Consider the following 11,844-nt stretch of genomic DNA (forward strand, 5'->3'; position numbering starts at 1 on the left):
GGTCACCACTCCCCCTCGATCTCACGGTCCGGCATGTCAGCCAGGGCCTCGCGTGCTGTGTCTCGGTTCAGTCGGATCTCCTTCGCGATGGTTGCGGCGAGCCAGGATTCGCCGGGGGTGTGGCCCTGTCCGGCGTAGATCCAGTGGGCGAGGGTCAGCGTGCTGCCCTCCGAGTCGTCGAGGTTCTCGGAGAGCCCGCGCTCACGGCGTTCCTGCCGGGCCCGGTAGTCGGCACGGACCTGGCGCAGGGCGCCCAGGGTGGTCGAGTAGCGCTGTGACTTGGTGGAGAAGTGCCCGCGAAAGCCCAGCATGTGGGCCCACCGCGCGAGCATCCGTTCCGGGTAGGCGCCGTCCAGGTCCCAGCAGGCTTCGAGCAGGCGCCGGGTGTGGGCGGGCAGGGCGAGCTTGTCGAGTTCGGCCCGCTCTCCGATTCGGTGGTCCACGGTCCCGGTGGTCTCGGCCGCCTTCGTGGCGTACTTGGCGACGTAGGAGGCGACCGCCTGTTCCGTCAGTTCCTCACGGCCCAGGGCGCCGATGGCCTGGACGTCAACCTGTGCCCCCCAGCGCAGAGTGCGGGCGGGCAGGTCACCGGAGGCGGAGACCGGGACGCAGACGCGTGCTGCAGCAGCCCGGATCGCGTCGTCCAGGAGCGCGACCGTGGCCCAGGCCGGCGGGGCGGTGTCCGGGCCGTCCGGTCCGTCGAGGCGGATCACGGCGTGGAAGTGCACGGCCCCGCGCTTCTGGAACTCGGCGACCTTGCCGAAGGAGACCCGGCACACCTCCTTCAACTCCGCCTGTGTCACCCCGGCACGGTGGGCGACCTCGCGGCGCAGGTAGATCGTGAACCGCCGCCACAGGTCCCCGGCATAGTTGTTGAAGAGGACCGCGCCCGCGTAGTCGTAGCGGTCCGGGGCCAGGGCCGTACCGAGCGTGGGATCACCCTCCGCGTGGGAGGCGCCGCAGCGGCAGCGCCCGGAGTCGGGCCGGTTGTGGACCGCACCGAACGACGGGGCCGTGAGCGTTGCGAAGACGCGCGGGTGCTCCCGGACCACGGTGGAGACGCCCTTGTTGACGTCACCGGTGATCCCGGCACGGATCAGGTGATAGGTGTCCCCGGCGTAGGTCCAGGCGCAGGACGGGCAGCGCGAGGCACGGCGGTTGCCGCACGCCACCCGCAGCATGCCGCCCGGCTCCGACGTGGTGCTGTAGGAGTACAGGACCGCACCGGAGGCCCGGTCGTGGGTGACGGTCTGCCCCGTCAGGCGGATCGGGTGGGAACAGCCACCTGTCCGGCGGACCTGTTCCTGCCAGCGCTCGAACCCGGGCGCGTTCGCCACCCTCAGCAGGTCCGCCATCGTCACCGGGTCCACACCCACCGCAGCCGCCTGCGGACCCAACTCACCCGGAGGAACGGGGAAGACGCTCACGCGGCGACCCCCAGACCAGCCGGGGACGGGGTGGCCGGCGCGGGGGCCAGGAGCAGCCAGACCAGCGGCCAGGGCAGCAGGTCACCCTTGTCCTGGTTGCAGTCCAGGCAGCACGGCACCAGGTTGAAGGTCTTCCAGCCGGGCCACATCACGTAGGGCACGTAGTGATCCAGGGTCGCGTCAGCAGGAGCGGCGAACGGGGTCCGGCAGTAGAAGCAGCGGGACCCGTGACGCTTCAACAGCCGGGCCTTGATCCGGCGACGGGCGTTCGAGCCGGGGCGGTGGCGGTTCACTCGTCACCCGCGTCCCGGCACAGCCAGCAGAGGGCGAAGCCTTCCTCGTACCAGCCCGACGCGTCGTCGATGACCCAGTTGCCCCACAGCTTCCCCGCGCCGTCGCACTTCGGGCACGGGCCGTCGATGACCTCCGGGAGGTCACGGGCGTCAGGCGCCACACCGGTCAGCATGATGGTGACGGAGGCCATCCGCTCCGCCATGTCCAGGCGACGGGCGAGCGGGAAGCGCGCACGGTGGCGACGGTCGATCTCCGGAGTCAGGAGGTCCCGCAGCCACAGCTTCCGGTGCCCGGCGAAGAACGAAGCCTGGCGGCGGACTTCCTCCCTGCCCAGCCTGTCGACACCCTGGCCAATCCAGGCGAGCAAGGCCGGTTCCAGATCCCGCCGGAAGCGGAACCGGGACGGCATGTCCGAGGCGTACAGCGCGACCGCCCGTTCCATACCGCACAGGTTCTTGGTGAGCGAGTCGATCGATAGACCGGGAGCGGCGAGAGCAAGGTGCTCAGCGACCAAAGTTGCGGGCATGATGGGATCTCCCCTTGAGGGATAGGCCCCTGGCTGCGTTGTGATCTTGGCGGATGGCACGCAGCCGGGGGCTCACTCATTCCGACCCTTCGAAGCTACTCGCAGTTTTTCTGCGGGTCAACAGTTTTCCTGCGACTAGCAGGAATGCGGCGGCCCTGCGACACTGGAGACACTTCCAAGGAGGAGATATGGGGAACTTTGGCCTTCTTGTCCGATTCACGTTGCGTGACGGCATGGGCGATGCGTTTGACCAACTGGTGAAGGAGACGGAGACCGGTATCCGGGAGAGGGAGCCGGGAACTCTTGTCTATGCCTGTCACCACGTGAAGGACGCACCGAATGAGCGGGTCTTCTTCGAGATCTACGAAGACAGGGCAGCGTTCGACGCTCACGAGCAGGAACAGCACACGCTGCGCTTCTTGCGCGAGCGAACCCAGTACATCGAGAAGACCGAAGTTGACTGGCTCACCTCGTTTGCTGGCAAGTACCCGCAGGGAGGCCCCGAGTGAGTCCGGCGGAATTCGTCACCGGGCAACGCATCAAGGAGCTACGCCGAAGCGCCGGCATGTCCCAGGCCGAGTTGGCCACTGCCGTCGACCGGTCCGAGAGCTGGGTGTCCCAGGTTGAACGCGGAGTTCAGCCGGTCGAGCGGCTATCGATCCTTCAGGTCCTGGCCGACGCTCTCGGAGTCGCAGTCAGGGACATCCGACCCGATGCCGACGCGGTGGAACCTCCCGCACCCGAAACCTCGGTCGACACCGAAAGCAACGACTTGGATGGGCTCCGCGTCGCCCTCACCGGGCATCCTGCGCTTGAGAGCCTGTTTACCTCCGAGTCCCATCGCCAGCTCCCGTCGATCGAAGATTTCCGGCGCGACGTCGCCACTGCGTGGGAGTACGCCCATGCATCGAGCTTTGCCGCCCTCAGCGACCACCTGGCAACGTTGCTCCCGAGTATCGAAGTGGCAGTGCGTCACGCCCCCGCGAGAGAACAGGCCGAACTGCACGCATTGCGCGCCCGGACCTACCAGGTAGCAGCAGCGAGCTTCACACGCCAGGACCAGGCCGATGCAGCATGGGTAGCAGCCGACCGGGCCTTGCAAGCGGCCGAGTTGGCCGGCGAACCACTGGAGGTAGTGGCCAGCCTCTTCCGCATGTCCCACGCCTTCATGCGACAACGGCAGATGGACCAAGCGGAACAGGCCGCCCAGTCCGCCGTGCGCGTGCTTGAGCCACGGTCGACCCGACCGGCCTGCCCTCCTGAAGAACTGTCTCTTCTAGGCGCCATGAACCTTGTTCTTGCCGTGGTCAACGCCCGCGAGGGAAACCGAGCGCAGACTCGCGCCTACATCGACAGGGCCGAGGCCATCGCCGCCCGACTTGGAGAAGATCGGAACGACTTCGATACCGAGTTCGGCCCGACCAACGTGAAGATTCACTCCGTGAGCACGGCGGTTGAACTCGGGGACGCAGGCATGGCACTTGAAGTGGCAGCCACGGTCGATGCCCAGGGTCTTTCCGCAGAGCGGCAAGCCCGCTTCCTACTGGACGTAGCCCGTGCCCATGCTCAGAGGCGGCATGTCGGGGACGCCACGGCAGCTTTACTGAGCGCTGAGGCACTGGCACCCGAGCAGATCCACGACCACCGACTAGCCCGCGAAACGGTGCGCGAACTCATCCAGGTCTCTGGCCCGAGGGTGCCCGCTACGTTGCGCAGCCTTGCCGACCGATGCGGCGTGAGCTGAGCTGTAACAGGTTTCCCTACCTCATCAAGCCCCGGCTGCGCTCCGCTCCGCCGGGCGCGCTCCCGGCTCCGCCGCGGGCGCCGCTCCTGCCTTCGGCCCGCTCCGCCCGCGCTGCGCCGACGCGCGCCCACGTGTGGATAGGACCGAGGTCACGAGTCGAGAACCGCATAGAGCAAGCCACGGTCAGAACGAGCCTCCGGCGGGGGGCGCTCAGGCTCCGAGATGGCGGGGGCGTCGTCCGCGAGTGCCGGCAGTCAGTGGCGTGTGTGGGGTGCTCCCATCCCGTCTGCCATCGACCCAGGCAGAGCCGAGCAGACGCGGCCCAGGGCGTCCAGGTCGTTCGTACAGTGGCGCGCTCCACCTGGACGCCCTGAACCACGCCCGCTCCACGGTGTGTGGGTCGACGGCAGACGGGATGGGAGCCGGGGCGAGTGGTGGGTTGGGAAGGCCGGGCCGGTGACAGCCCAGGACGCGACTGGGGATGATCCGCTCATGCGAATACGACGAGAGGCCCGCTGGGCTTTGTGGGGGCTGTGGCTTGCATGTCTGGTGTTCTCCATCTGGTTCTTCGCGAAGGTGATCATGCTGTTCCTGTACGGGCCCTGATGACGCCGCAAGGCGTCGTGCCACTCCCGTGCCAGAACGGACGGAGACTCACGGGGAATCGGGGTTCGCCGGGTGCGCACTGCACCACGCCCCCCAAGGCAGGGAATCCCCAGGCCGCGCCCGTGATCGCCCATCCTCGCTCCTAAAGCGGGTGTCGCAGGTTCGAATCCTGCCGGGGGCACAGCGAGATGGCAGGCCGGCTCGGAGATTCCTTCCGGGCCGGCCTTCGCCGTGATCCGTGCCGGGTGGCCGGCAGCAAGGTGCTTCGCGGAGGGAATGGCCGTCCGGGCGGCGCCGGGTACGCGCGTCAGTCGGTCCTGGTCCTGTATCGCGAATGGCGTTATTGGTTGAGACCTTTGGAATCAGGTACGCCCGTCGGCCGTTCTCTGCCTCTGCGCGCCAATACGTCCGCACGCCACGCGCATTCGGTCTACGAAATCGCCGGCGCTGTCAACCTCGGCCAACTCTCGCTCGTGTCGTCAACTGAGCCGGAGTGAAAGGCTGTTGGTGAAAGGGAACAACGGCGGGCGGGGGCAGGCATCACCCTCACCCGTGCCCCCTTTCGCCGCCGCCGCACCTCCCTCGACCTCCCGCTCGGCGCCCGGACCGCCGCTCCGGCCGCTCCTCCCGTGGCCCTCAACTCCGTTTTGCGGCAGCCCGGTTCCCGGCCCGGCGGACCGGGAACCGAACGTCGGTTCTCAGGGGCGCGCCTGCTCTTCGGCTCCCGGCGCGGCCCCCGGCATGGCGGTGCCGGGGACCGTGCCGGGAGCGCCGCGCAGCTGCTCCGTGATCTGGACGAACGCGCTCCGCAGATGCTCGGGGATGCCGAGTGCCGCGGCGGCCTGTTCGGCGGAGAGGTGCTCGGGACCGGGCGCAACCCGGCCGACGGGGGGCGCCGGCGCCTGGGGCAGGTCGTCCTCCGTGAGTTTGCCGGAGCGGATCAGGACCTCGCGGACCGGTACGTCCAGCGCTCTCGACAGGCCGCGCATGGTGTCCAGGTCGGGCATGCTCTGCCGTTGCAGCAGGCGGGTCACGGCCGCGCGGTGCACACCCGCGTCCTCCGCCAGCTTCGACTTGCCCCCGCCTCGCGGGCTGTCGATCTCGTAGCCGCGGTCCCGCATGACGCTCTCGATCCAGGCGGCGAATTCCTCGATGTGGTCGGCGTCGTTCTTCATGTTCGGGTTCTCCCCTGTCTGGCTGACCCCTACAGCCTAGCGGTCGTGCGCGCACGAAATATTTGATTGCGCGCACGCACGAGTAGTCATCCCGTCAAATATCCCGAGGCCGAACCCTCGCGCCGCTCGCGATTGTGCTTTTTCGGTGAGGGCGGGACCGGCGAGACCCAGGAGGCTTCCCGCGAGCCCAGCGACGCGAGCCCAGCGGCGCGAGCCAGGCATATGCGCATTGCGTGCGCCGCCGCAACATGCCAAGCTACGTGCGACCTCGCAACAACCGCGGCGCCCGTCCGCGCGCATCCCGTCCGCGCGTGCCCCGTCCGCGCCCCGCCCCGACCTCGATCGGAGAGCCGCACCATGACCACCATCGACTCCACCCCCGCAGGCCAGGAGGACGCGCTGCGCGCCGCCCGCTGGATCGGCATCCTTCAGCTCGGGTTCCCCGAGTTGCTCACCGAACTGGCGCCCGGCCGGCGAACCGGGCCGGGCCTCTCCCGCAACCGGTCGGGCTCCGGGGCCGGTTCCGCCCCCGTGCGCATCCATGTCTCCGACGCCCTGCGGGACATCACCGACGGAGTGGTCGAACTGGAAGAGGCCGTATGGGAGAGGCTCGGTCTCGGCCGGCCCACCCGGGCCTCCGTTCCCGAGCGGCTGCGGCGCATCGACACGCTGCTCGACCGCGTCGCCGGCAACCCCCTGCTCGCCCGGCACGTGCTTGACGAATGCCGCCGTATGGCCCGTCGGTGCAGCCGCACACTGGGCACCCCCGAGACATTCGTCCGGGTCGACGGCCGCTGCCCCTGGTGCGACTCGGTCTCCCTGCGCGCGCTGCCCGCGGCCCGTGCCGTGATCTGCGTCAACCCGGGCTGCCGCTGCTCCGACCCCGCGTGCGACTGCCACGGCAGCGCGGGGCATCGGCACGAGTGGGCCGAGTCCCGGTGGGACGACCTGGCCGCCGCCGGCGTCGACGTCCACACCCTCTCCGGCCTCGCCGACGACGTGCGGACCGCCCGCGAAGCCGCCGGGCACGACGGCACCGCGCCGGGCGCCCGCGGACGGGGCGGCCGGTGAGCGGCGGTCGGCCGCGCGGCCTGCCCGCGTTCGGTCCCACCCTCGTCACCGGTGCCACCGCCGCATCCGAGGCGGGCGTCGCCCCCGCCACCATCCGCAAGTGGGTGCAACTGGGGCGGCTCGGCGCCCCCGGACGCCAGGGGCGTACGCACCTCTACCGACTGGAGGACGTCTTCGCCGCCGAACGCGCCGCCAGTGGACGCCCACCACGCCCCTGATCGGCGGGCCACCACCGGGCCAACCGGCACCGGGCCGTCGAGCACCGCTCTCCATCGACCCGGCCCCGGCCCCGGCGCCGTGGCCCCAGGCGCGACCCGACCATGGGCCGCCGGCGCACCCCCTTCCGCCCGCCACCTCGCCGCACCGGCAGCCCCCGCACCCCTCTCCGCATCCCCCTCCGCGCCTCTCCCGGCTCACCCGGCTCCGCCCAGCCCCGCCCCGCGCCCAGCGCGAGGCGGGGTTTCCGTGTTCGTGGGGGCGTCGCCGCAGGGTCTTCCGCGGCAACGCCTCCGGCCCTCACCCGAGACATGTTGCGCTCGCGCTCGCAACGTGTCACAGTTGGTGCAGCGGCGGAGCTGTGCCCACCCCTGGGAAACCCGGACTCGACCCCCGGGCACGGCTTCGCCGCCGCTCGTTCCGCCAACGTCCCGCCGAGAAGGGAGGCCACCCCGTGGCCGAACCGACGGTCACCTTCCCCGACGTCGAGCGACTCGTCGTCGACCTGCTGACCGACCGTGCCGAACTCGCCGCAGTCACCGTGGACAACGTCCCGCCGTCCGGCTTCGACGGCACCCAGCCGGTCGTCCTCGTCTCCCGCTCCGGCGGCGCCTGGATCGACGACCAGCACCTCGATCTGCCCCTGGTCGATCTGGAGGTCTACGGTCCCGACAAGACCGCGGCCCACACCCTCGCCCTGCTGGTCCGCTCCGCGCTCCTCGCGGTTCGCGGCACGGTCTACGGCACGACGCGCGTCACCGACGTCGTCGAGGCCGACGGGCCGCGCTGGCTGCCCGACTGGAACCGGTCGGCCGCCAACCGCTACTACTCCACGGTGCGGCTCAGTCTCCACCTCGCCTGAGTTCCGGCCCAGGGGCCCTGCGCCCCCAGCACCCCCACGGCGTCCACCGCGCACCGCGCCGCGCACCGCGCCGGCATCGCGCACCGCGCACCGCGCACCGCGCCGGCGACGCTCCCCCCGATCCGGCCCTGCCCCCGCCTACGGCAGGGCCGTCGTCATGTCCAGGCACCGTCACAGCACATCCACTTCTTCCAAGGAGTCACGCATGGCAGGCACGAACGCCAACGAGATCCGCGTCGCCGGCACCGGACGCATCCTGGTCGCCCCGGTCGGCGCCACCGCCCCGGCCGACGTCACCACCGCTTGGGCGGCCGAGTGGAGGGACCTCGGTTACACCTCGCAGGACGGCATCAAGCTCGCCAAGAAGGACAAGCTGGACCCGGTCGAGACCTGGCAGTCGGTCTCCCCGGCGCGCTTCATCTACTCCGACCGCGACCTGACCGTGAAGTTCCAGCTGCTCCAGCTCAACGAGGACACCCTGCCGTTCTTCATGGGCGGTGACGCCGTCGCCGAGACGGCAGCCAACTCCGGCGTCTACAAGTACGACCTGTCCGCCGACCCGAAGTTCAACGAGAAGGCGCTCGGCATCGAGTTCAAGGACGGCGGCGACGTCACCTACCGGTTCCTCGTCGCCCGCGGCCAGGTCACCGAGACCGAGGAGCTGTCGCTGACCCGCACCGCCTCCATCAAGCTCGGCGTCACCTTCACGGCCCTGGCCGTGGACAACACCAAGCCGCTGGCGACGTTCCTGATGAAGGACCCGTCGTACTCGGCCGTCGCCTCCTGATCACTCCCCTCAGCGTGGGCGGGCCGGGCCGGGTCACCCCCCGGCCGGGCCCGGCCCGCCCACCCGCGTCAGCCACCTCACATCAGCCACCTCACGTCACCCCGCACCACCTTCAGAACCTTCAACTCCCCATGAACAGGAGCCCCTTGATGGCGAGTTTCGACGTCGGCGCCGCCCGCGCCCAGCGCCTGGAGGCGCTCGGCCGGACCTGGTCCTTCACCATCGACGGCGACACCTTCACCCTGCCCACCGAACTGGACCGCAGGACCGCCCGCACCCTCCGCGGCCTCGACGACAACGACGTCGACGGCCTGCTGCGCGCCCTGCTCGGCGAGAAGCAGTACGCCGCCTTCGACGCGCACGACATCACCCTTCAGGACATCGGCGCGATTCTCGAGGCCTACGGCAAGGAGACGGGGCTGGGCCTGGGGGAAGGCTGAGCCTCGGCGAGTTCGTCGACGAACACGCCGAGGCCCTGGAGGCGGACCTGCTCCGCCACTACGGCGTGGATCTGCTCGACTGGCACCGCGGACGGCTCACCTCGCGCCGGCTCGCGGTGCTGGTCCAGCACCTGCCCCGGGACAGCTCCACCCTGAGGGAGATCCACGGCGAGGCGGCCGACTGGTCCGCCGCCGAACACCTGCTCGCCGCCGCCGTCGACCGGCTGTCCGAGGCCAACTGGATGTTCGCCACGGTCAACCGGGACGAGGACGCGGAGGCGTTGGACTACCCCGAGCCCGTACCGCGCCCCACCCCCTCCGCATCGACGGATCACGACGACGACGACGACGGCGGCAACGAGACCGGGGACGCGAACGGACGCAGGGACCTGCGCGAGAACGGGAGCGGAAACCGGAGCCGGGGCGGGAGCGGAGGCGGTGACGCGGGCGGACGTCTTGGCGCGGTTCCGGACATCGCTCCCGGCACTGACCCCGGCGGGCTGGAGAACGCCGCCGCGCGACTGCCCTCCGCCGCGGAACTCGCACGGTTCTTCGCCTGAGCCCGAAGCCCGACCCCGCCGCCCTCCGCGCGCCGGTCCCGCCGCCCTCCGGCCCCTCCCCCTGCCCCTTCTCGTCCCGTCCCCCCTCCCCCTCCCCGCCCCTCCCCGCCCGCATCGAGTTCCTTCGTCACCGCTGGAGTGATCCGCCATGACCCAGACCACCCCGCTCGGCAAGCTCACCTACCCGATCTCCACCGACGCCGCCGACCTGCCGCTGCACCTGCGGTCGCTGGCCGAGAGCATCGACAACCGGACCGTCCTGCGCTTCTCCAGCGTCTCCGACCTGACCACGACCGTCACGACCCCGGTGGCCGGCATGGTCGCCTGGGTGAACGCCACCGGCACCATGCACTACTACACGGGCTCGGCCTGGGTGCCCCAGGGCGCCTGGAACGCGTACACGCCGACCTGGACCGCCGCCACGACCGCACCGGCCATCGGCGACGGTTCGCTGACGGGCAAGTACGCGATCGTCGGGAAGGTCTGCCACTTCACCACCCTGGTGACGTTCGGCGCCTCCACGACCTACGGCAGCGGGGTCTACACCTTCGGGCTGCCGGCCACCAGCGGGACGCTCGGCGGCCTCGTGCAGTTCTCGGGCACCGCGATCAGCGGCGCGGGCCGTGCCGCGGTAGCCGGCCAGACCTCCGCGACGTCCGCCTCCACGACGTTCACGCTCTGGGGGCCTCCCACGACCACGGCCTCGACACTCAGTCAGATCGGCAACACCGGCCTCATGGGATCCGCCTTCGCCAACGGCCACTTCATCCGGATCAGCGGCACGTACGAGGTCGCCTGACCCGCTTCCCGCGCAGGTCGGACCCCCCGAACGATGCGAGTTCGTCGCCCCGGGTCGTTATCAAGCCAAGATCGCCGGTCGGCCGACGGATACCTCGTGGCGCACGAGGGTCGGTCGGGTATTCTCGAACGGAATCGCTCAAGTGTTCTATAAGGGAGCCGGGCGGTACGGAGGGACGGGGGCCGAGTGACAACGAACGAGGGTGCGGTGGAGGCGAGGGCCGCCCAGGCGGCGGCCCGAAGTGCCTACACCGAGGCCGCGGCGGAGGTGCGACGCGTACTCGCGGGGCGCCTCAAGGGCCCCGTCCCGGCCGACCTGGTCATCACCACGCGCCGGGAGATCGAGCAGCGCGAGTTCCGGGCGTACGCCCAGGGCTGGCGCGACCGCGGCGAGCACGAGGAGCACCGGCGGGCGGAGGCAGCGCCAGGTCCCTCCCGATCATCCAACTCTCCTTTCGCGGAAGCGCCGTTGGCGTCCACCGGGACGCCCGCGCCGCCCGGCTCCCGTCGCGAGGGCAAGGTCCTGCCCTTTCCCCAGCACTCGCCCCACGCCGAGCGCCCGCCCCACCCCTCGGGCCCGGCGGGCGGTGCCCGCCCGCACCCGCACGACGACCCCTCTTGAGCCGTTCACCGGCACCCCGCCCGGCGGCAGGCCGGCCCCCGGTAACTCCGCGACCCTCACCTCCCGTGCTGCGTAAGGACCTTCACTCCACGCTCAGTGGTCAAAAAAGTCCCGGCGGTCCTTCCGCCGGGACTGCTCTCGTTCTATCCGCGGCACGGTGGGTGACTTCGAGCGGGCGTTCTTCTCCACGAAGCGAGGGCCGGTATCGAGGTCGGGACCGGAGTTGGAGTCGGCATCCACGTCGGCACCCACATCGGCATCGGCGTCGGAGTCGGGGCCGGAGTCGGAGTCGGTTCGCGGTGGGGCCGCGGGCCCAGTGTCCACCGGCGGCGCAGCCGTCCCGCCGCCGCCCGGCGGCACGCCCTCGAACGATGTCCGCGGGAACGGAATCACCAACCCGCCCTCCAGCAGCGTCAGATCGGCCCGGCGGATCTGCGGCGGCAGGGCGGCCAGGGCGTCGCGCCAGCCGACGGCGTAGGCGGCGAACTCCCGCCCCTCGACCTCGTCGGCGCTGTACAGCCGAATCCCGAGATCCTCGAACTTGCGCACCAGGGCGCCGAGTTCGGCAACCAGAACCGCCAGGTCCGCGCCCGAAGCGGCACCCCGACTCTCGTTCACCCCCGCGCCCTTACCCCCGTGTGCGCCGTCACGCGGCGCCTGGGCACCGTCGTCCCGAACCCGTGGAGAATACATGATCAAAAAGTGGCGGCGAGGTG

At 70.6% G+C, this 11,844-nt stretch carries 14 protein-coding genes and 1 pseudogene; 10 read left to right on the forward strand and 5 right to left on the reverse strand.

Translation table 11 applies throughout. The features are described 5' to 3' along the window. Positions 1-2 precede the first annotated feature (2 nt). From repSA to ACFZA0_RS12685, 3 genes are read right to left on the reverse strand one after another with little or no spacing between them, the layout of a single operon-like run. A complete protein-coding gene (gene repSA / locus ACFZA0_RS12675) occupies positions 3-1,427 on the reverse strand; it encodes a replication initiator protein RepSA (RefSeq protein WP_391014755.1) in 1,425 nt (474 codons plus the stop codon). Continuing rightward, positions 1,424-1,720, reverse strand: a complete 297-nt coding sequence (locus tag ACFZA0_RS12680) for an HNH endonuclease (protein ID WP_391014757.1) — start codon at positions 1,718-1,720, stop codon at positions 1,424-1,426. Before ACFZA0_RS12680 ends, repSA begins: the two co-directional genes overlap by 4 nt. Next, positions 1,717-2,247, reverse strand: coding sequence for a hypothetical protein (locus tag ACFZA0_RS12685; RefSeq protein ID WP_391014758.1), 531 nt, complete (start codon positions 2,245-2,247; stop codon positions 1,717-1,719). The genes ACFZA0_RS12680 and ACFZA0_RS12685 overlap by 4 nt, the downstream gene beginning before the upstream one ends. A gap of 188 nt (positions 2,248-2,435) precedes the next feature. Here ACFZA0_RS12685 and ACFZA0_RS12690 point away from each other — a divergent pair, with 188 nt between their 5' ends. Continuing rightward, positions 2,436-2,756: an antibiotic biosynthesis monooxygenase gene (locus ACFZA0_RS12690; protein ID WP_391014760.1), complete on the forward strand. Its 321-nt coding sequence runs from the start codon at positions 2,436-2,438 to the stop codon at positions 2,754-2,756. Then, entirely contained in the window at positions 2,753-3,991 is a 1,239-nt protein-coding gene (locus ACFZA0_RS12695; protein ID WP_391014762.1) for a helix-turn-helix domain-containing protein, read from the forward strand. Before ACFZA0_RS12690 ends, ACFZA0_RS12695 begins: the two co-directional genes overlap by 4 nt. A gap of 1,304 nt (positions 3,992-5,295) precedes the next feature. Here the strand turns inward: ACFZA0_RS12695 and ACFZA0_RS12700 are convergent. Then, on the reverse strand, positions 5,296-5,772 hold the full coding sequence (locus ACFZA0_RS12700) for a helix-turn-helix domain-containing protein (protein WP_391014764.1): 477 nt from the start codon (positions 5,770-5,772) through the stop codon (positions 5,296-5,298). A 357-nt stretch (positions 5,773-6,129) separates the two neighbouring features. Between ACFZA0_RS12700 and ACFZA0_RS12705 the strand changes: the two genes are divergently transcribed. The 8 genes and pseudogenes from ACFZA0_RS12705 to ACFZA0_RS12740 all read left to right on the forward strand — a co-directional run bounded on the left by ACFZA0_RS12705 (position 6,130) and on the right by ACFZA0_RS12740 (position 11,128). Beyond that, positions 6,130-6,843, forward strand: coding sequence for a hypothetical protein (locus ACFZA0_RS12705; protein WP_391014766.1), 714 nt, complete (start codon positions 6,130-6,132; stop codon positions 6,841-6,843). Beyond that, the gene (locus tag ACFZA0_RS12710) at positions 6,840-7,061 is read left to right on the forward strand and encodes a hypothetical protein (protein WP_391014768.1); all 222 of its coding nucleotides are present in this window, start codon (positions 6,840-6,842) and stop codon (positions 7,059-7,061) included. Before ACFZA0_RS12705 ends, ACFZA0_RS12710 begins: the two co-directional genes overlap by 4 nt. A gap of 452 nt (positions 7,062-7,513) precedes the next feature. Continuing rightward, the gene (locus tag ACFZA0_RS12715; protein WP_391014769.1) at positions 7,514-7,921 is read left to right on the forward strand and encodes a hypothetical protein; all 408 of its coding nucleotides are present in this window, start codon (positions 7,514-7,516) and stop codon (positions 7,919-7,921) included. A 205-nt stretch (positions 7,922-8,126) separates the two neighbouring features. Then, the gene (locus ACFZA0_RS12720) at positions 8,127-8,708 is read left to right on the forward strand and encodes a phage tail protein (RefSeq protein WP_391014771.1); all 582 of its coding nucleotides are present in this window, start codon (positions 8,127-8,129) and stop codon (positions 8,706-8,708) included. Positions 8,709-8,857: 149 nt separating this feature from the next. Further along, complete coding sequence (locus ACFZA0_RS12725; protein WP_391014773.1) at positions 8,858-9,148, forward strand: hypothetical protein; 291 nt, start codon at positions 8,858-8,860, stop codon at positions 9,146-9,148. Positions 9,149-9,213: 65 nt separating this feature from the next. Continuing rightward, positions 9,214-9,480: pseudogene (locus ACFZA0_RS12730) on the forward strand (hypothetical protein); the annotation flags it as partial. Positions 9,481-9,856: 376 nt separating this feature from the next. Further along, on the forward strand, positions 9,857-10,507 hold the full coding sequence (locus ACFZA0_RS12735) for a hypothetical protein (RefSeq protein ID WP_391014775.1): 651 nt from the start codon (positions 9,857-9,859) through the stop codon (positions 10,505-10,507). Between the two features lie 186 nt (positions 10,508-10,693). Next, positions 10,694-11,128, forward strand: coding sequence for a hypothetical protein (locus ACFZA0_RS12740; RefSeq protein ID WP_391014777.1), 435 nt, complete (start codon positions 10,694-10,696; stop codon positions 11,126-11,128). A 93-nt stretch (positions 11,129-11,221) separates the two neighbouring features. Here ACFZA0_RS12740 and ACFZA0_RS12745 read toward each other — a convergent pair whose 3' ends face one another. Next, on the reverse strand, positions 11,222-11,746 hold the full coding sequence (locus ACFZA0_RS12745) for a hypothetical protein (RefSeq protein WP_391014779.1): 525 nt from the start codon (positions 11,744-11,746) through the stop codon (positions 11,222-11,224). Positions 11,747-11,844: the final 98 nt, after the last annotated feature.

This window comes from Streptomyces sp. NPDC008150 (genome assembly GCF_042956945.1).
In the GTDB taxonomy this organism is placed as follows: Bacteria; Actinomycetota; Actinomycetes; order Streptomycetales; family Streptomycetaceae; genus Streptomyces.

What these genes read in the sequence shown, in the direction of transcription:
- ACFZA0_RS12685 (WP_391014758.1), bottom strand. Translation starts at nt 2,247, where the DNA reads ATGCCCGCAACTTTGGTCGCTGAGCACCTTGCTCTCGCCGCTCCCGGT.
- ACFZA0_RS12690 (WP_391014760.1), top strand. Translation starts at nt 2,436, where the DNA reads ATGGGGAACTTTGGCCTTCTTGTCCGATTCACGTTGCGTGACGGCATG.
- ACFZA0_RS12700 (WP_391014764.1), bottom strand. Translation starts at nt 5,772, where the DNA reads ATGAAGAACGACGCCGACCACATCGAGGAATTCGCCGCCTGGATCGAG.
- ACFZA0_RS12705 (WP_391014766.1), top strand. Translation starts at nt 6,130, where the DNA reads ATGACCACCATCGACTCCACCCCCGCAGGCCAGGAGGACGCGCTGCGC.
- ACFZA0_RS12720 (WP_391014771.1), top strand. Translation starts at nt 8,127, where the DNA reads ATGGCAGGCACGAACGCCAACGAGATCCGCGTCGCCGGCACCGGACGC.
- ACFZA0_RS12725 (WP_391014773.1), top strand. Translation starts at nt 8,858, where the DNA reads ATGGCGAGTTTCGACGTCGGCGCCGCCCGCGCCCAGCGCCTGGAGGCG.
- ACFZA0_RS12735 (WP_391014775.1), top strand. Translation starts at nt 9,857, where the DNA reads ATGACCCAGACCACCCCGCTCGGCAAGCTCACCTACCCGATCTCCACC.